This window comes from Streptomyces sp. NBRC 110035 (genome assembly GCF_000829695.1).
Taxonomy (GTDB): domain Bacteria; phylum Actinomycetota; class Actinomycetes; order Streptomycetales; family Streptomycetaceae; genus Streptomyces.
This window is the reverse complement of the sequence record NZ_BBNN01000016.1, coordinates 310,547-326,617: the sequence shown is the minus strand read 5'-3', so window position 1 is coordinate 326,617 and position 16,071 is coordinate 310,547. Positions and strand designations below refer to the sequence as shown.

General features: G+C 71.9%; 18 protein-coding genes and 2 pseudogenes. 4 read left to right on the top strand and 16 right to left on the bottom strand.

The window, feature by feature from the left end:
• Positions 1-130: 130 nt before the first annotated feature.
• A complete protein-coding gene (locus tag TU30_RS04020; protein WP_267889324.1) occupies positions 131-790 on the bottom strand; it encodes a ScbR family autoregulator-binding transcription factor in 660 nt (219 codons plus the stop codon).
• A 558-nt stretch (positions 791-1,348) separates the two neighbouring features.
• Here TU30_RS04020 and TU30_RS04015 point away from each other — a divergent pair.
• Positions 1,349-2,029, top strand: coding sequence for an HAD family phosphatase (locus tag TU30_RS04015; protein ID WP_042164549.1), 681 nt, complete (start codon positions 1,349-1,351; stop codon positions 2,027-2,029).
• Between the two features lie 32 nt (positions 2,030-2,061).
• Here the strand turns inward: TU30_RS04015 and dhaL are convergent, their stop codons facing one another.
• The 6 genes and pseudogenes from dhaL to TU30_RS03985 all read right to left on the bottom strand — a co-directional run.
• Positions 2,062-2,739, bottom strand: coding sequence for a dihydroxyacetone kinase subunit DhaL (gene dhaL / locus TU30_RS04010; RefSeq protein ID WP_042164548.1), 678 nt, complete (start codon positions 2,737-2,739; stop codon positions 2,062-2,064).
• Between the two features lie 62 nt (positions 2,740-2,801).
• On the bottom strand, positions 2,802-3,800 hold the full coding sequence (locus TU30_RS04005; RefSeq protein WP_042164545.1) for a dihydroxyacetone kinase subunit DhaK: 999 nt from the start codon (positions 3,798-3,800) through the stop codon (positions 2,802-2,804).
• Between the two features lie 246 nt (positions 3,801-4,046).
• Positions 4,047-4,556, bottom strand: coding sequence for an O-acetyl-ADP-ribose deacetylase (locus TU30_RS04000; RefSeq protein ID WP_042164543.1), 510 nt, complete (start codon positions 4,554-4,556; stop codon positions 4,047-4,049).
• Positions 4,553-5,962 carry an NAD(P)/FAD-dependent oxidoreductase gene (locus tag TU30_RS03995; protein WP_042164542.1) on the bottom strand — a complete coding sequence of 470 codons (1,410 nt, stop codon included), beginning with the start codon at positions 5,960-5,962 and terminating at the stop codon, positions 4,553-4,555. The genes TU30_RS04000 and TU30_RS03995 overlap by 4 nt, the downstream gene beginning before the upstream one ends.
• A gap of 181 nt (positions 5,963-6,143) precedes the next feature.
• Positions 6,144-6,989 (bottom strand): inositol monophosphatase family protein, encoded by an 846-nt coding sequence (locus TU30_RS03990; protein ID WP_042164821.1) that lies wholly within the window; start codon positions 6,987-6,989, stop codon positions 6,144-6,146.
• Between the two features lie 91 nt (positions 6,990-7,080).
• Positions 7,081-7,839: pseudogene (locus tag TU30_RS03985) on the bottom strand (gamma-glutamyltransferase); the annotation flags it as partial.
• 737 nt (positions 7,840-8,576) lie between these two features.
• Here TU30_RS03985 and TU30_RS03980 point away from each other — a divergent pair.
• The 3 genes from TU30_RS03980 to TU30_RS03970 all read left to right on the top strand — a co-directional run bounded on the left by TU30_RS03980 (position 8,577) and on the right by TU30_RS03970 (position 11,131).
• The gene (locus TU30_RS03980) at positions 8,577-8,996 is read left to right on the top strand and encodes a peptidase inhibitor family I36 protein (RefSeq protein WP_078878092.1); all 420 of its coding nucleotides are present in this window, start codon (positions 8,577-8,579) and stop codon (positions 8,994-8,996) included.
• 465 nt (positions 8,997-9,461) lie between these two features.
• Positions 9,462-9,599, top strand: coding sequence for a hypothetical protein (locus TU30_RS35900; protein WP_158719299.1), 138 nt, complete (start codon positions 9,462-9,464; stop codon positions 9,597-9,599).
• Positions 9,600-10,099: 500 nt separating this feature from the next.
• Positions 10,100-11,131 (top strand): SDR family oxidoreductase, encoded by a 1,032-nt coding sequence (locus TU30_RS03970; RefSeq protein ID WP_042164536.1) that lies wholly within the window; start codon positions 10,100-10,102, stop codon positions 11,129-11,131.
• Between the two features lie 76 nt (positions 11,132-11,207).
• Here the strand turns inward: TU30_RS03970 and TU30_RS03965 are convergent, their stop codons facing one another.
• The 9 genes and pseudogenes from TU30_RS03965 to TU30_RS03925 form a co-directional block, all read right to left on the bottom strand.
• Positions 11,208-11,492, bottom strand: coding sequence for a gas vesicle protein K (locus tag TU30_RS03965; RefSeq protein ID WP_042164534.1), 285 nt, complete (start codon positions 11,490-11,492; stop codon positions 11,208-11,210).
• A 1-nt stretch (position 11,493) separates the two neighbouring features.
• A complete protein-coding gene (locus TU30_RS03960; protein ID WP_003972471.1) occupies positions 11,494-11,676 on the bottom strand; it encodes a gas vesicle protein in 183 nt (60 codons plus the stop codon).
• Positions 11,673-12,465: pseudogene (locus TU30_RS03955) on the bottom strand (GvpL/GvpF family gas vesicle protein). Before TU30_RS03955 ends, TU30_RS03960 begins: the two are co-directional and overlap by 4 nt.
• Positions 12,462-12,788 carry a gas vesicle protein gene (locus TU30_RS03950; RefSeq protein ID WP_042164529.1) on the bottom strand — a complete coding sequence of 109 codons (327 nt, stop codon included), beginning with the start codon at positions 12,786-12,788 and terminating at the stop codon, positions 12,462-12,464. Before TU30_RS03950 ends, TU30_RS03955 begins: the two are co-directional and overlap by 4 nt.
• The gene (locus TU30_RS03945; protein WP_042164526.1) at positions 12,785-13,945 is read right to left on the bottom strand and encodes an SRPBCC family protein; all 1,161 of its coding nucleotides are present in this window, start codon (positions 13,943-13,945) and stop codon (positions 12,785-12,787) included. Before TU30_RS03945 ends, TU30_RS03950 begins: the two co-directional genes overlap by 4 nt.
• Complete coding sequence (locus TU30_RS03940) at positions 13,942-14,553, bottom strand: hypothetical protein (RefSeq protein WP_042164523.1); 612 nt, start codon at positions 14,551-14,553, stop codon at positions 13,942-13,944. Before TU30_RS03940 ends, TU30_RS03945 begins: the two co-directional genes overlap by 4 nt.
• Entirely contained in the window at positions 14,550-14,813 is a 264-nt protein-coding gene (locus TU30_RS03935; protein WP_042164520.1) for a gas vesicle protein GvpG, read from the bottom strand. Before TU30_RS03935 ends, TU30_RS03940 begins: the two co-directional genes overlap by 4 nt.
• 4 nt (positions 14,814-14,817) lie before the next feature.
• Positions 14,818-15,606 (bottom strand): GvpL/GvpF family gas vesicle protein, encoded by a 789-nt coding sequence (locus TU30_RS03930; protein WP_042164518.1) that lies wholly within the window; start codon positions 15,604-15,606, stop codon positions 14,818-14,820.
• Positions 15,603-16,040 carry a gas vesicle structural protein GvpA gene (locus tag TU30_RS03925; protein ID WP_042164515.1) on the bottom strand — a complete coding sequence of 146 codons (438 nt, stop codon included), beginning with the start codon at positions 16,038-16,040 and terminating at the stop codon, positions 15,603-15,605. The genes TU30_RS03930 and TU30_RS03925 overlap by 4 nt, the downstream gene beginning before the upstream one ends.
• Positions 16,041-16,071: the final 31 nt, after the last annotated feature.

The following is a 16,071-nucleotide window of genomic DNA, read 5'->3' as shown; positions in this document are numbered from 1 at the left end:
CAGCGGGCGCGGGGACCGCGGACCGCGGCTGCCGACGGGGAAAGCCGGCGGAGCGGGCCACGGTCGCGTGGGCCCGCCCCGCGACCACCGCGCGGAATCCCGGCCTACGGAGCCGAGCGGTCCGGCTCCGTCAGGCAGGGCACGGAGCGGGGTCCTCCCGCTGTGCGGGCACTGCCGCCCGTGCCCGGGCGAGCAGAGCGGCCGGGTCGGGATCCGCCTGCAGGAACCGCAGTACCAGCATCCACCACTGGTCGAGCCGCTCCCTCCAGTTCCGCCCGCCCGGCATCTCGTCGGTCAGGGTGCAGAGCCCGAAGAACGCGCACACGAGCGTCACGGCCGCGGCCGACGGCTCGACCCCCTCCGCGAGTTCGCCTCTGGTGCGGGCCTGCGCGAGAAGCCGGGTGGCGGCCACCGACCAGGCGTCGAACGGCGTGGGTACGTCGGCCTCGATGGTGTGGCGTTCCGCCCACAGCCGTGCACCGGCACGCGCGACGACGTCCTCGCTGAGGGACTGTGCGACCCGGAAGCTGAGACCGACCAGCTTCTCCAGCGGAGGAACGCCGGGCCCGGCGTACACGGCGTCGAGCTGCGGCCAGGTGGCGAACCGCTCGCGGACCACGGCCAGCGCCAGCTTCTCCTTGCTGGAGTAATGGAAATAGATCGCCCCACTGGTTCTCCCCGAGTGATCGCTTATGTCATTGACACTCGTTCCCGCATATCCCCGTTCGACGAATAGATGTGCCGCCGACTCCAACAGCACTTTACGGGTCGCACGCGCCCTGTCCTGCACTCCAGTTCCACCTTCGCTCACACGCGCCAACGCTGGGACGGGAAAATTAGGCACCACTCATAGAGGCACATACGCAGCGCGCGAAGATCTTATTATTCTTCGGCCATGCGCGGGAACGGGCCGCAACGCAAACCGAGTTCACCCCGTCGAACAGAATCGTTTCAGCTGAGCGCGAGAGCCGCGCCCCGGCCGACGCCACGGTGCCCCGGGAACAGCTTTCACCAGGCACGTCGGCTGCCCTCCAAGCGTTCCTCCTCCTTTCCCCACCCCGCACGCGAGAGGCCGGCACCCCTCGGCCGGGACATTCCCATGCACTCGAATTGGTGATTGCGGAAATCACAGAAGCGAAATTAACGTAATGACCACGATGTTTTTGGGGCTCGCCCGAGAACGACGACCCGCGTCCGTCACCGCGCGCTCCCTCACGCTCGCACGACCGCGGCAGCCGTACGGCATCCCCACCACCGCTCGTGTCCACGAGCGGATCACTCACCTCCCGACACCCGCCTGCGCCCCGGCACCGAACCGGTCGGCGCGGCCTTGGAGAACGGCAGTTGCATGACAGCTCATCGCATCCTTTCCTGGTCCCCCGCCGCCATCGTCTTCGACTGCGACGGCACCCTGATGGACACGGAACAACACTGGCAGGAGGCCCGGAGCATCACCTTCCGGGCGTTCAGCCTCAAACCGCCGGCCGGGTTCGCCGACCGGGCGAAGGGCATGCACTACACCGAGTGCGGCGCGCTCATGGCCGAGGAGACCGGGAAACCGGACCTCGTGGAGGACCTGACCAGCACACTCCTCGACACCTTCACCACACTCGTCGACCAGGACCCCGTCACCATGCCGGGCGCCACCGCCCTGGTCCGGCTGGCCGCCCGCCACCTCCCCCTCGCCGTGGCGAGCAACTGCCCCCGCGAGGTGGTGGAGTCGTGTCTGGACCGGGCCGGGCTTCTCAGCTGCTTCGGCCACGTCGTGGTCGCCGGCGAGAACGTACGGCCGAAGCCGCAGCCCGACGTCTACCAGGTGGCCGCCCGGCTGTGCGGCGTGCCGCCCGAGGAGGCACTGGCCGTGGAGGACTCGTTGACCGGCATGGAGTCCGCCCGCCGGGCGGGACTGCGCGTCCTCGGTCTCGGGCCGTGCCCGCCGGGGCCGGAAGCGGAGAAGGCCGACCTGTGGGTCACGAGCCTCGCCGACGGTGAACTGCTGTCGTGGGTCCACAGCCGGATCGGCGTGTAGAAGGCACCGGCCCGGGCGGGGGGGACGACCGTTCAGCCGGTGGAGAGACGAGGCGCCAGGGTGTGCACGGTCGCGGCGGCGGAGGCGAAGAACAGGGCGACGCCCACCGCTCCGGGGTCCGGGATGTCTGTCACCCGGTCACCCAGGTAGCTCGCCCGGCCCCTGCGCGCCGTCAGGGACGCGGTGTCCCGCACCCCCTGCCATGCGCCGTCCGCTGCCGCGGCCAGAGCCGCAGCCGGCGGAGTGCCTTCCGCCGCCCGCAACGCGGCGGCGGCCGGGGTCAGCGCATCGACCAGTGTCTTGTCCCCGGGCACGGCATCTCCCACACGGCGGATGGCGGCCAGGCCCTGGGCGGTGCCCTCGGCGAGCGCACCCGTGGTCAACCCGCCGCCGGGATCGGCGGCGGAATCGGCGGCGGCCCTGCTCAACGCCTGGAACAGCAGACCGAACAGAGGGCCGCTGGTACCACCGATCTCGTCGAGGAAGGCGGTGGCCATGGCTCCCAGTTCCTTCGCGGAGTCGGCCGGACCTCCCGTCCGGTCGAGCAGCAGCCCGGCGGCCCGGACCCCCGCGGCGAGATTGGTCCCGAAGTCGCCGTCTCCCACCTTCTGGTCCAGTTCGGTCAGCTCGGCCTCGGTGGCGTACACCGATTCGGCGAAGCGGCGCATCCAGTCACGGGTCTGTGTGGTGTCGAAAGCGGTGGTCGTCATGATGCCGTCCTCCTGCTCCTGTCACGGGCCGCCGGGAGCCGGACCCTTCGGCCACCGGCCACTCACCATCGCCACTCCGGGGTGTGGACCGGCGCGTCGTAGAAGTCCAGCACCGTGCGGTCGGCGACCATGAGGGTCAGGGAGAAGCCCCGCATGTCGAGTGCCGTGACGTAGTCGCCGACGAGGTGCCGGACGAGCCTGACCCGCCGGGCGTCGAGGACGCGGCCCAGCTCACCGAAGATGCCGTACAGCTCGAGCGACGTGACCGAGCCCAGTCCGTTGACCAGGGCTACGACCGGATCGTCGGGGCCGGGGCACAGCGCGTCCAGCAGCACCCCCGTCATGTCCTCCACCAGCACGCCGACCTGTTTCTGGCTCCGGGTGTGGTCGGCGCGTTCCCCATGGATGCCGACGCCGTACTCCAGTTCGCCGGACGGCAGCTCGAAGGCCGGCTCACCGGTGACCGGTGCGTGGTGGGCGGCGGAGGCGACGGCAAGCGTCCGGCACCGGCCTGCCACGGAGGTGCCGAGGTCCACCAGTGCGTCGAGCCCCATTCCGGTGTCCGCGGCGCCGCCCAGGACCTTCTCCACCAGGACCGTGGCGCCCGTGCCACGGCGCCCGGCGGCGACGGCCTCGGAGTCGGAGGCGAGGTCGTCGTCGACGAGAACCCTCCCGCAGGCGATCCCCGCGTCGGCGAGCCGCTCGGCCGCGATACCGAAGTTGATCCGGTCGCCCGTGTAGTTCTTCACGATGTGCAGTACGCCGTCCGGCCCTGCCACCGCGCGGGAGGCCCGGAAGATCTGCCGGTTGTGCGGAGAGGCGAAGACCCTCCCGGGGCAGGCGGCGTCGAGCATGCCCGCACCGACGTATCCGGCGTGCAGGGGTTCGTGTCCCGAACCGCCGCCCGAGAGGAGCCCCACGGTCCGTGTCGGTGCGGGGTGCCGGGCGGTGACGTATCCGTCCGCGAGGTCGTAGTCCACGAGGTCCTGGTGGGCGCGGGCGAACCCGGCCAGCGCGTCGGGGACGAGTTCACCGGTGCCGTTCTCGAAGTACCTGGTCATGTACGGCGCCCCTTCCGTCCCCGGCGGCGAGGCCGGACGAGTCGGCCTCCGGACGAGACCTCCATGGTGTGGGTGACGAGGTGTGTACGGCAACTCGCGCAGCGTACCGGCCGGGAAAGCGGGCCCTGGATGTCGGCCGATCGGGTCACGGAGGCCGCACGCCGGCCGGTTGCCCCCACGCTCCCGAGCAGGGCATCCCGACGGGGGCGAAAGCGTCGTCGGCGCCCGCTGATCCGCCGGTGGGGGTCAGCCGACCCGCGCGGCGAACGCCTCGTGGGCCCGGGCGTCGAAGAGAACGAACCTGACCTCCTCGACAGCCGTGTCAGCCGCCCGCACGGCCTCCACCGCGACACGTGCGGCGTCCTCCGGCGGCCAGCCGTACACACCGGTGGAGATGGCCGGGAAGGCCACGGTCCGCGCTCCGAGCGCGTCGGCGACGCGCAGTGCCTCGCGGTGGCAGGACGCCAGCAGGTGCGAGCGGTCCTCGGTCGCGCTGAAGACGGGGCCGACGGTGTGGATCACCCAGCGGGCGTCCAGCCGGCCCGCCGTGGTGGCGACGGCCTGGCCGGTGGCGAGGCCCTTGCCGTACCGGGAGGCGCGCAGGCGGCGGCACTCCTGAAGGACCTCCGGACCGCCACGGCGATGGATCGCGCCGTCCACGCCGCCTCCGCCGAGCAGGGAGGAGTTGGCCGCGTTGACGATGGCGTCGGCGCGTTCGCGGGTGATGTCGCCCTGGACGAGGGTGAGGGCGGTCATGACTGCCGCAGCCTCCTCCAGACGGCCTTCGCCGCGTTGTGCCCGGACATGCCGTGCACACCGGGGCCGGGCGGGGTGGCCGACGAGCAGATGAACACGGCCGGGTGCGGGGTGGCGTAGGGGAACAGGGACGGGCGGGGCCGCAGCAGGAGCTGGAGTCCGGAGGCGGCGCCGGAGCCGATGTCGCCGCCGACGTAGTTGGCGTTGCGGGCGGCGATTTCGGGCGGGCCGGCGGTGGCACGGGCCAGCACGCGGTCGCGGAACCCGGGGGCGAAGCGCTCCAGTTGGCGTTCCACGGCGTCGGTCAGGTCGCCGGACCAGCCGCTCGGGACGTGCCCGTAGGCCCAGAAGACCTGCTTGCCGGCCGGGGCACGGGTGGGGTCGGCGACGCCGGGCTGCACGGTGATGAGGAACGGCGGGTCGGGGGCGCGGCCCTCCCGGGAGGCGGCGCGCAGGGCGGCTCCGATCTCGGCGCGGTCCGCGCCGATCTGCACGGTGGTGGCCCTGCGGGCCTCGGACGCGGTCCACGGCACCGGGCCGTCCAGCGCGTAGTCGATCTTGAAGACGCCGGGGCCGTAGCGGTAGTTCGCGTAGTGGTTGCCGAGGCCGGCGATGCGGGCGAGGGCGGTGGGCGAGGTGTCGAAGACGTACGCGCGGGCCGGCGGCAGGTCGTCGAGGCGCTTGACGTCGTAGTCGGTGTGGACGGCGCCGCCGAGGTCCACCAGGTAGGCGGCGAGGGCGTCCGAGACGGCCTGGGAGCCACCGCGGGCGACGGGCCAGCCGCGGGCGTGCGCGGCGAGGGCGAAGACCAGGCCGACGGCGCCGGTGGCGAAGCCGCCGAGGGGCGCCATCACATGGGCGACGAGCCCGGCGAACAGGGCCCTGGCCCGCTCGTCGCGGAAGCGGCGCATCAACCAGGTGGAGGGCTGCAGTCCGACCAGGCCGAAGCGGGCCAGGCCGACCGGGTCGCGGGGCAGCGCGGTGAGCGGCAGGGACATGAAGTCGCGGACCAGGGTGTCCCACCGGGGCAGGAAGGGCTGGACCAGGCGGCGGTACGCTCCGGCGTCGCGCGGACCGAAACTGGCGGCCGTCTCGCCGACCGACCGTGACAGCACGGCCGCCGTGCCGTCGCGGAAGGGGTGGGCCATCGGCAGGTCCGCGTGCAGCCACTGGAGGCCGTAACGCTCCAGTGGGAGGGCCCGGAACGCGGGCGAGTTGACGCCCAGCGGGTGGGCCGCGGAGCACGGGTCGTGCCGGAAGCCGGGCAGGGTCAGTTCCTCGGTGCGGGCGCCGCCGCCGACGGTGTCCTTCGCCTCGAACAGGGCCACGGAGAAGTCGCGCCGGGCCAGCTCCACGGCGGCGGTCAGCCCGTTCGGCCCCGCGCCCACCACAACCACATCGAGCATCGACACCACCTTCGGAACCCCTTCGTCGGCCGACGGCAACCGGAGGCGACCAGAGCGATCGGGGGCCACCGGGAGACTCGGGATCAGGATATGCCGGAGCACCGACGCTCCCTGGGCCCCGCCCCAGGGCGGCATCCGCCCGGTGACACCGTGCCCGGTGCCGACGCGGCGGACCCGGAGGTCAGGCTCCGGCCGACAGCAGTCCCACCACCCGGCGGGCCGTGGCCTCGTCGCGGGCCGCGGTGAAGGGGAGGTCGTTGCCGCCGGTGATGCGGAAGGGTTCGCCGGCACGGGTCAGGTGGGCGCCGCCCGCCTCCTCGACGAGGAGCAGACCCGCCGCGTGGTCCCAGGCCGCTTCCCAGGTGAAGGCGGTGGCGTCGGATTCACCGCGGGCGACGGCCAGGTACTCCAGTCCGGCCGAACCGCAGGCGCGCGGGGCCACGCCGTCCATCCCGAGGGCGATCAGGGAGCGCTTCTGGTCGTCCGTCGTGAAGTCCGGGTGGGACGTGGCCACGCGCAGGTCACGGCCGGTCTCCGGGGAGCCCGCGTGCAGCCGTGCGCCGTCGAGGAAGGCGCCCTGTCCTCGTACGGCCGTGGCAAGCTGGTCGAGGGCCGGGGCGAACGTCCAGGAGGCGTGGACGACTCCGTCCAGCGCGAGGGCGACCAGGGTGCAGAATCCGGCGTCGCCGTGCACGAACTGCCGGGTGCCGTCGACCGGGTCGACGATCCACACCGGCGCCCCGCCGCGTATACCCTCGTACGACGCCGGGTGGGTGTGCACCGCTTCCTCGCCCACCACGACCGAGCCGGGCAGCAGGGCGGGCAGCACCTCGGTGAGGTACAGCTCGGCCTGCCGGTCGGCGTCGGTCACCAGATCGTGCGGGCCGGACTTGCGGTCGACCTCGTGGTCGGCGAGCCGGCGCCAGCGCGGCATGATTTCCTGGGCGGCGGCCTTGCGGACGGCTTCCTCCACGTCGACGGCGCGTCCGGCGAGAAACTCTTCGATGGTTTCGTTGTGCTCGATCATGCCCTCCATGAGACCACGTGCCACTGACAAGTCCCGCCCGTCCGGTGCACTCCCGGCGATGTCCGCATGAACAAGGGGCTCCGGGGCGAGGTCAGCGGCCCACCGCGCAGCCCTGCATGCCGCGCGGGTTCGCCGCCGCCGAGAGCACGCCCGTGGCCGGGTCCCGCGCGACCGCGCACAGCCTGCCCTCCGACCACGCCTCGCCGACCGTCACCGCGTGCCCCCGGCGCCGCAGTTCCCGCACCACCGCCGGGTCCGTGCGGGACTCCACGGTGACGCTGCCGGGACGCATGCCGCGCGGGTGGAAGGAGCCGGGAAAGCTGTCGTTGTGCCGGTTCGGGGCGTCGATCGCGCCCTGGAGGTCGAGCCCGCCGCGTACCGGGCCGCGCAGCGCGACGGCGAGGAAGAAGTGCAGCTGCCACTGGTCCTGCTGGTCCCCGCCGGGCGTGCCGAACGCCATCACCGGCACCCCGTCGCGCAGGGCGACGGACGGGGTGAGGGTGGTCCGGGGCCGGCGTCCCGGCGTGAGGGTGTTGGGCAGCCCGTCCTCCAGCCAGGTCATCTGGAGCCGGGTGCCGAGGAGGAAGCCGAGTTCGGGCACGACCGGTTTGGACTGGAGCCGGCCGCCGCTCGGGGTGGCCGCGACCATGTTGCCCCAGCGGTCGACGACGTCCAGATGGCAGGTGTCGCCGCGGGTGGCCCCGTCGCCGAGGACCTCCGGTTCGCCCGGCGCGGGGGACGCGGGGTACTCGGCGACCGTCGGCTCGCCGGCCCCGGGCGCGCCGGCCCCCCTCTCAGAGCCCGGGATCCCCGGCCGTACCCGGACACCGCCCGTACGTCCGCCGCGGCGGACCGGGCTCCAGCGCGAACCCTCACTGTTCGTGGACGACTGCGTGGGCGTCGAGCGACTCCGGGCGGCCGGGGTGACGGTGGTGGAGCTGCCCGAACTCGCCGTGGACGCGAAGGCGGCCAACACGCATCTACTCGGCACTGGCTGACCGCGGGACCCCGGCCATGCCGCACCCACCGGTTCGCGGACACCGGCCGTATCCGTCGTCGGTGTTTTCCGGAGGTGAGCCTCGGGGCCGGGGCCGAACCCGGTGCGGGCCGCGCCGCGGCGCAGTGCTCGGAGTCGTCAATCGGCCAACCACGTAAGCACACGCCTTTTCTTAACCCACAAGCGAAACATGCGGGTCGCCGTGTCTGGCCTGGGCTGCGACGACACGGCCGGACTTCCTCGGCCCGCAGGGCGCGACCACCTGGCCACCGAGCCCGCCGGAAGCCACCCCAAAACGAAGAAGAGGAAGATCCTGCCCCCAGGCTCCAGGGCGGGAAAGTCGCTGTTCCCGGCCCGCCTCCGCGATCTACGTTGGCGGTCGTGCCGGGGTGAAGGACACCTCGCTGCCGCACCGCTCACCTCCCGCGGAAGTGAGCACGAGGAGCTCACCCGTCACCCGCCGTGTCCCGCTCTGCGGACACGAGTCTCTCCGGACCCATCGGTTCAACGGTCACGGCTGCCACGGAGCCATGGCCGTCATCACCGGCAACAACGACCATTGATCGCCTAACGACGAAGGACTTCACGAGATGAACAAGCTCGCCGCAGGCAACCGCACGTCCGCTCGCCCCTCCCGAACGCGCCTGGCAGCCACTGGAATCGTGTCGGTGGCCGCGTTGGGCATGCTCGCCCTGCCCCCTGCCACGGCCCACGCCGCCCAGTCGGCCGACTGCCCCTCCAGTGCTCTGTGCCTGTACTCCGGGCAGAACTTCGGAGGCGAACTCCTGACGTTCTCCTCGCTGACCAGCAGCGGCACCTGCGTCAGCCTCGTCGACCACGGGTGGGCCGGACGGGTCAAGTCCGTGACCAACACCCACACCACCAGTGCGGCCCTCTTCCCGAGCGACGACTGCCTGGGCGGCCCGAGCCGCATCGACGCGGGGGCGAGCATCGGGGACCTCGGCTCCTTCGTCCCGCTGAGCGCCTGGGTACCCGGCCGGACGAACTGACCGGCGCCCTGAGTAGCTGCCCCGTCGTCCTGGTCCCGAGGGACGGGCGGCGGCCGGGAGGCTCGACCGGGTGATCACTGCCGGCCGCGGGCAGGGAGACAGGACTTCCTGGCAGCTCGGGGTGGTGAAACCGCAGTTCGGGGTGGTGAAACCGTCCGAGATCCAGGAGGCCCTGTCGCCGCGGCTGTCCTTGATCGCCCTTCGAGAACGTGCGAGTGATCTGGTGGTGCGCGAACCCGGTCTCCGCGTCGGCACGGCACCCGCCTGCGCAAGGTGCTGTCCACCGTCGCGCACGTGAACCCCGACAACTACTGGGATCTGAAGGCCAAGGCAGCCAAGACCCGTCACACCATTGATCTCGAAGGGATACTCCCGTGATGTGTCGCCCTGGCCGACCTCATCCGCCGAATCGGCCTGAGCGCCGCCCCCCGCGTCAAGCCGGCCTCCCTGACCGCGTACGCGGCGGTGCGGCTCTACGACGAGACCCGGAACATCGAGAACGTGGCCCGCCGGCTCGGGCTCCGCTCCCTTGACCGCGCCGCCAACCTGATCGGCCTCGACTGGACCGCCCCTGCGCCGGAAGCAGGAGCCGACGATGCCTGACGACATCTTCCAGGACGCCCTTCCACCAGCCCACCCACACCAGCGCCCGCCCGAGCCGCGATCCGGTAGCCTGCGGATCGAGCGTCCCGGCGGGCGCCTCCAGGACGCTCAGGGCTTGCCAGACAGACCTGGCCACGGGCACTCCGGCCGAGTTCCGTGCAAGGTTTCGGTCAAGCCCGGCCCTGAAGGGTGGGGCGGGCGGTGAACATACGACCTCTCACCTCGCTGTTCGCACGCGTCGGCCGGTGTCGACGCGGCCCGGAAGGGGCCCCGGGAAGAATCCGGGAGTCCGGTACGGCCCCCTTCGCCACCCCGCTCCCCCGGGAGGCTGTCGGTCGTCCTGTGTCCCCGGGCGTCCGTACCGGGCGAGGGAGGTGAAGGTCCCCTCACCCGTGGGCGGCCTCCTCGGCCTCTGCGGACCGGGGCCCGCCGGGAGCGTGCGGGTTTCCGGCGACCGGGTACTCGGCGGGCGTCACAACCGTCGCTGAGAGGAGCTGCCGATGACCGGCCCAGTGGACAGCAGGGTGGTGGTCACGGGCGCGACCGGCAACGTGGGGACGAGCCTCGTGCGTCTTCTGTCCGAGGACCCGCAGGTCGAGTGGGTACGGGGCGTCGCCCGGCGGAAACCCGGTCTGATCCTGCCGAAGACCGAGTGGCACAGCGTCGATCTGGCGTCCGACCGGGCCGACCCGACGGAGGTGTTCCGCGGGGCGACCGCCGTGGTGCATCTGGCGTGGGCGTTCCAGCCCACGCACGATCCGGCGAGCACCTGGCGGACCAACGTGCTCGGCAGCATGAAGGTGTTCGAGGCGGTCGCCGCGGCGGGGGTGCCGACGCTCCTGCACGCCTCCTCGGTGGGCGCCTACTCCCCCGGCCCCAAGGACCGGGCCGTCGACGAGTCCTGGCCGACACATGGCTGGCCGGACGCCGCCTACTGCCGTGAGAAGGCATATCTGGAACGGGCCCTGGACGTCTTCACCCGCGATCACACCGACGTGCGGGTCGTGCGCATGCGCCCGGCGTTCCTGTTCAAGCGGGAGTCGGCGAGCGAGCAGCGCCGCATCTTCGGCGGGCGCTTCCTCCCCGGCCCGGCGGTCCGCCCCGGCCTGCTGCCCTTCCTCCCGGACATCCCCGGCCTGACCGTGCAGGTCCTGCACACGGACGACGCCGCCCGGGCCTACCGGCTGGCCGTGCACTCGGATCAGGCCCGCGGCGCCTTCAACCTCGCGGCCGATCCCGTGGTCGACAGCGACCTCCTCGCCGAGATGCTCGGCGTGCGCCCGCTCCGGCTGCCCCGTACCGCGGCCCGGTCCGTCATCGCCGCCGGGTGGGGACTCCGTCTCCTTCCCGCCTCGCCCCACCTCTTCGACGCGGTCCTGCGGCTGCCCCTGATGGACTGCTCCCGTGCCCGCACGGAGCTGGGCTGGCGACCGGAACACGCCGCCACGGAGGTACTGCGGGAGTTCCTGGACGGGTTGCGGCACGGCGCGGGCGCCGACACCGCACCCCTGCGGGGGCACGAGGTCGGCTGAAGGGACGCGGGGCGTCCCGTCCTGGGCGAGGGAATCCCGTTCTGGGCGAGGGAACGGGGCTGCTGCCCCGGGAGGCTCACTCCCGGGGCAGCAGCGGTCCCAGCGGCCCGAGGTCGAGGTTCAGGTCCTCGGGCCGCAGGCCGTACCGGTCGCGCAGCTCGGCCATGCGGTCGTCGAGGAGCATCAGGGTGAGCCCGATCCGCTCCTCCTGTTCCTCGCTCAGGTCTCCCTCGTCGACGCGGCGCAGGGCCTGGCGCTCCATGAGCTGACGCAGCAGCTCCACCACGGTCAGCACCAGCTTGATCAGGTCCCGCTCGACCGTGTCGGGTTCGAGGTCGAGGCTCTTGCGGCGGTCGGTCACGTCAATCCCCAAACGGCGACGGAACATTGCGGTTGACCGAGCTGATCAACGCGTTGAGGTCGATGCGGACCAGGTCGACGTCCGCGATGCGCAGCGTGACGTCGCCGGTGATGACGACCCCGCCGGCCAGCAGCCGGTCGAGCAGGTCCACGAGGGCGATCTCACGGCGTTCGACGACCGTCACAGGCCCTCCCCCGGGGTGTCCGCGTCGGCGGTTTCGTCACCGGCGAAGGAATACGCCGCCCACGGGCCGGTGAGTTCCGCACGCATTCCGGGTCCGTCGTCCTTCGTACGGTCCACCAGGTCCACGAACTCCTCGGAGACCTCCCGCCGCACCAGGTAGGCGGCGTTGAGGACGTTCTGGCCGGAGGCTCCGGAGAGGCCGGGGTTCTGCGGCGCGTGCAGCCGCGCGTCGTCGGCCCGGGAGGACAGCGTCCCGTGCAGGCCTGTCGCGAACTGTTCGGCCCTGGACCACAGGTCCTCCTTCGCCCGTGTCCGCATGCGCCGCTGCCGCAGGTAGTCCCGGCCCGTGGCGGGCTTTCCCGCAGGCTCCGCCGGGGCCGCCGGCCGCTCGGGCTCCGTCTCGGCGTACACCTTGACGCCCCACTCCACGCGCCCGTCCAGCCTGTCCAGCGTGCGCCGGAAGGCTTCCGTGCGCTCCTCCATCATCGCCCGTACACCGTCGTCGTCCCGGAAGACGGTCGCCAGCCGGAGCGGCAGGGGGGGTGGCGGTGGTCAGCGCGGCGACGACCTCCTGGTGGGCCCGCGCGGTCCCGGCGAGCCAGTCCAGGTCCTCCAGGCGGGCCCGCAGCACCTCCTCGGAGAAGTCGTCCTCGGACACCTGACCGACCACGGCGACCAGGTCGTGGTGGTTCAGCAGCCGGGGCGGGTCACCCACGACCCCGGCCGGCAGGGCCGGGAGGGGCGCGTCGCCGGGGCGGCAGACCGCGTAGACGTAGCGCAGCCCTGTCATGGTGCCTCCCTCGGTACGCGCCCCGCGTCCAGTTCGCGCAGGCGTTCACGCAACTCGGCGTTCTCACGGGTCAGTTCGTCCTGCCTGGCACGCGAGGAGAGCGCGGGGTCGCTCTCCCACCAGTCGATGCCCATTTCCTTGGCCTTGTCGACGGAGGCGACGATGAGCCGCAGCTTGATGGTGAGCAGCTCGATGTCGAGCAGGTTGATCCGGATGTCGCCCGCGATGACGACTCCCTTGTCGAGCACCCGTTCCAGGATGTCGGCGAGGTTGGCGCCCTGTCCCTGGCCATAGGAGTCGGGCAGTCGGCTGGGGGTGGTCATCGACGGCTCCCGCGGCCGGCGTCCACGTACTCGTCACGGGGCGCGTCCTCGTCCTCGCGGGCTTCCTCGCCCTCCTCGTACTCGGCCTCCGGCTCGCCCTCAAGCTCCTCCTCGTACTCGCCCTCGGGCTCCTCCTGGTACTCGGGCTCGGGCTCCTCCTCGGGGTCGCCCTCAAGCTCCTCCTCGTACTCGGCCTCCGCATCGCCCTCCTCCTCGGCGTACGGAGCTTCCTCGTCGTCCTCGTGCGCCCCTTCCGCCTCCCGCTCCTCGCTCTCCTGCTCCTCCGCGACGGCGTCCTCGTGGCTGCGGGCGACCTCGCCGTCGCGGATCTCGCCGCGCCAGCCGTCGTCGGCCTCGCCCTTGAGGGTGATGTGGCGGACGTAGTTCTTCAGGTCGAGGCGGGCCCGGCGGCCCTGGGCGCGCCAGAGGTTGCCGGTCTTCTCGAACAGGCCCTTGGGGTAGTACTCGATGACCAGGACCACGCGGGTGAGGTTGTCGGCGAGCCGGTGGAAGCTGACGACGCCCTTGGTCGTGCCCTTGGCTCCCTCCGACGTCCAGGAGATCCGGTCGTCGGGTACCTGCTCGGTGGTCTTCGCCTTCCAGCTGCGGTTGGACCAGAAGACCTTCATCTGCCAGTCGGAGGACGTGTCGTCGGCGTGGCTCGCGCTCTTGACGCCCTTGGCAAAGGTGCTGAAGTCCTGGTACTGGGTCCACTGGTCGTAGGCCGTGCGCAGCGGTACGCCGACGTCGGCGTACTCGATGATGACGGTCGGCTTCTGGCCCCCGCCGCCCTTGCGCCTGCCCTTGCCGCCGCCGAGGTTCTTGACGGCGCCGACCACGTTGTCCTTCACCTTGGAGGCGCCGACCTCGAACGCGGCCCGCACCGGGCTCTTGCCCTCGGTGAGCTTGCGTCCGCTGTCGAGGGCGAGCTTCGCGAAACCGGGGCTGTTGCCCTCAGCCATGTCGTTGAGCTTGCCGGTGGTCTCGCCGAGCTTGCGGCCGGCGCCGGTCAGCAACCGCTGGGCCTGGGCGGCGAGGTAGTCCTGGACCTCCGACTTGAGACGGTCGGCGGCCTCGCTCCCGGCCACGTCGGTGAGCGGGTTCTTCTTCGCCGCGCTGCCCGCCGTGGAGGCCGCGGAACCGAGCGTGCCGCTCATCGCTCACCACCGCCCTTCGACTGCCGGGCTCCGGCCGCTCGGGCGGCGCTCCTGGTCCCGGCCGTCTTCTTGGCCGCCGCCTTCTTCGCGGGTGCCTTCTTCGCGGGTGCTCGCGCCGCGGTCTTCTCCGCGGCCCGCTCACCTCTCGGCTCGCGTCGTTCCCCGCGCCGCTCGTCGCGGCCGCCCTGCTCCTCCGCCTGCTCGTCCTCGTACTCCGCGCGCGACTCCGAGTCCTCCGAGGCCTCGGAGTCACGGGAGCGGCCGGACCCCGCGCCCCGCACCTGGGACGTCACGCCGGAGAGCTGGTCGCGCACCTGGGCGGTGCGCCCGTGCAGACGGTCGGCGAGCGCGTCGATCTGCCGCTCGACCAGGGCGCCCGAGGCCGCCTTGCCCACGCCCCGGAAATCCGTGCGCAGCTGATCCCCGATCTCCTTGAACTGCGGGTTGTTCTGCAGCTGCGTGGTGACCAGTTCCGCTATGCCCTTCGGGGTCAGGTTCATCTTCTTGCCGGCCACCATCGCGCCCACGGCGACCGCGAGTTTCAGTTTCTTCGTACGTCCCAGCAGATAGCCGGCCCCTACCGCGAGGCCAAGTCCCACTCGATTCATGGTGCCGTACCGTTGCCCAATCCCGCGCTGCTGCGCGAAGCGATCTCCAGCCGGTCCAACAGCTCGTCCTCCAGCCGGTCGAACTCCTCCTCGGTGATCTCCCCCGCCTCCAACCGCTTTTCCAGAGCAGACAGTTCGGCCCGGACGGTAGCGGGGTCGTAGTAGATCCGCTCGGCCTCGTCCACCACCTGTCCGATGACCCAGGCGCTGGCGCGCACCGGGGCGAACGGCAGCATCAGGACCTCCGTGATCAGTCCCACGTGGTCACCCCGAGCCGGCGTCCGTACCACCGGCCATCGTGCCCGCGGGCTCGGACGGACCGGGTTCGACGAAGCTGTACGGCGGCAGCGGGCCGTTCACCCGCACCTCCAGGTGCGGCATCTCCTCGCGCACCCGGTCCACGGCGGTGAGGAACTCCTGGGCCGCCTCCCGGTCCACCAGGTACGACACGTTGGCCAGCCAGCCGGTGGACTCGGGACCCACGCTCACCGCGTGGGCGGTCGGCTCCAGGGCGCGCTCCAGTGCGGTGGCGTCCTGGGCCTCCTGGCCCTTGACGGCGGTGGCGACCATCTCGCCGAGCTGGATCTTGCTCTCGTAACTTCCGCCGTCCGCCTGCCGGTTGGCCTCCATCAGGGCACGGAGTTCCGGGCTGTCGGCCATCACGCGATGCCGTCTCGCGTTCGGAGTCGTTCTCGTCCTGGGCCTCCTGGCCTTGACGTTGTACTCGACCCGGCCGTCCAGCTCCCTCAGGCGCTCCTTGTAGTGCTCGGCGCGCTCCGCGAGCACGTCGGTGACCGCCTTGTCGTCGGTGGCGACGCTGCCGAAGCGCATGGGCAGCACGCAGCCGGCCGCGCCCACCTCGCTCAGCACGTGCTGATGGGCGAGCAGTTCCTTGCGCTTGGGGCGCAGCCCCTCGGGCGCGTCACTGACGACGGCCGCCAGCCCGCTCTCCTCGAGGATCCGCACCTCGCCCGGCGGGTCGCCCACACCGCCCAGGCCCTCGGGGAGCGAGGGGTGCGCGTCGGCGACGATGCCGTAGATGTACGTACTCACTCCTGCTCCTCCTTACGACGCGAGGGGGCGGCCTTGCGGGCACGCGGACGCGATGCCGTCTCGCGTTCGGAGTCGTTCTCGTCCCGGGCCTGCTTGAACGCGTCGGAGATGGTCTCGGCGGCGCCGGACAGCGCCCCCTTGGACTTGCCGCGAGCGCCGGACTCGGTCATCTCCCCGACCAGGTCGGGCAGGCCCGGGTCCTTGCGGGGCCCGGCCTCCAGGTCGAGCCGGTTGCACGCCTCGGCGAAGCGCAGGCAGGTGTCCACGCTGGCGACGACGACGCGGACGTCGATCTTCAGGATCTCGATGCCGACCAGGGAGACACGCACGAATGCGTCGATGACGAGCCCCCTGTCCAGAACGAGCTCGAGCACGTCGTAGAGGCCGCTGCTGCCGCCTCCACCGCTGGTCTGTTGTGCCGGTACGACAGTCATGCCCGGTGTTCCTCCATCGTGTTCGTCGGTG

What these genes read in the sequence shown, in the direction of transcription:
- TU30_RS04015 (WP_042164549.1), top strand. Translation starts at nt 1,349, where the DNA reads ATGACAGCTCATCGCATCCTTTCCTGGTCCCCCGCCGCCATCGTCTTC.
- TU30_RS03940 (WP_042164523.1), bottom strand. Translation starts at nt 14,553, where the DNA reads ATGAATCGAGTGGGACTTGGCCTCGCGGTAGGGGCCGGCTATCTGCTG.
- TU30_RS03970 (WP_042164536.1), top strand. Translation starts at nt 10,100, where the DNA reads ATGACCGGCCCAGTGGACAGCAGGGTGGTGGTCACGGGCGCGACCGGC.
- TU30_RS03925 (WP_042164515.1), bottom strand. Translation starts at nt 16,040, where the DNA reads ATGACTGTCGTACCGGCACAACAGACCAGCGGTGGAGGCGGCAGCAGC.
- TU30_RS04000 (WP_042164543.1), bottom strand. Translation starts at nt 4,556, where the DNA reads ATGACCGCCCTCACCCTCGTCCAGGGCGACATCACCCGCGAACGCGCC.
- TU30_RS04005 (WP_042164545.1), bottom strand. Translation starts at nt 3,800, where the DNA reads ATGACCAGGTACTTCGAGAACGGCACCGGTGAACTCGTCCCCGACGCG.
- TU30_RS03980 (WP_078878092.1), top strand. Translation starts at nt 8,577, where the DNA reads ATGAACAAGCTCGCCGCAGGCAACCGCACGTCCGCTCGCCCCTCCCGA.
- TU30_RS03950 (WP_042164529.1), bottom strand. Translation starts at nt 12,788, where the DNA reads ATGACCACCCCCAGCCGACTGCCCGACTCCTATGGCCAGGGACAGGGC.
- TU30_RS03945 (WP_042164526.1), bottom strand. Translation starts at nt 13,945, where the DNA reads ATGAGCGGCACGCTCGGTTCCGCGGCCTCCACGGCGGGCAGCGCGGCG.
- dhaL (WP_042164548.1), bottom strand. Translation starts at nt 2,739, where the DNA reads ATGACGACCACCGCTTTCGACACCACACAGACCCGTGACTGGATGCGC.
- TU30_RS03990 (WP_042164821.1), bottom strand. Translation starts at nt 6,989, where the DNA reads ATGATCGAGCACAACGAAACCATCGAAGAGTTTCTCGCCGGACGCGCC.
- TU30_RS03995 (WP_042164542.1), bottom strand. Translation starts at nt 5,962, where the DNA reads ATGCTCGATGTGGTTGTGGTGGGCGCGGGGCCGAACGGGCTGACCGCC.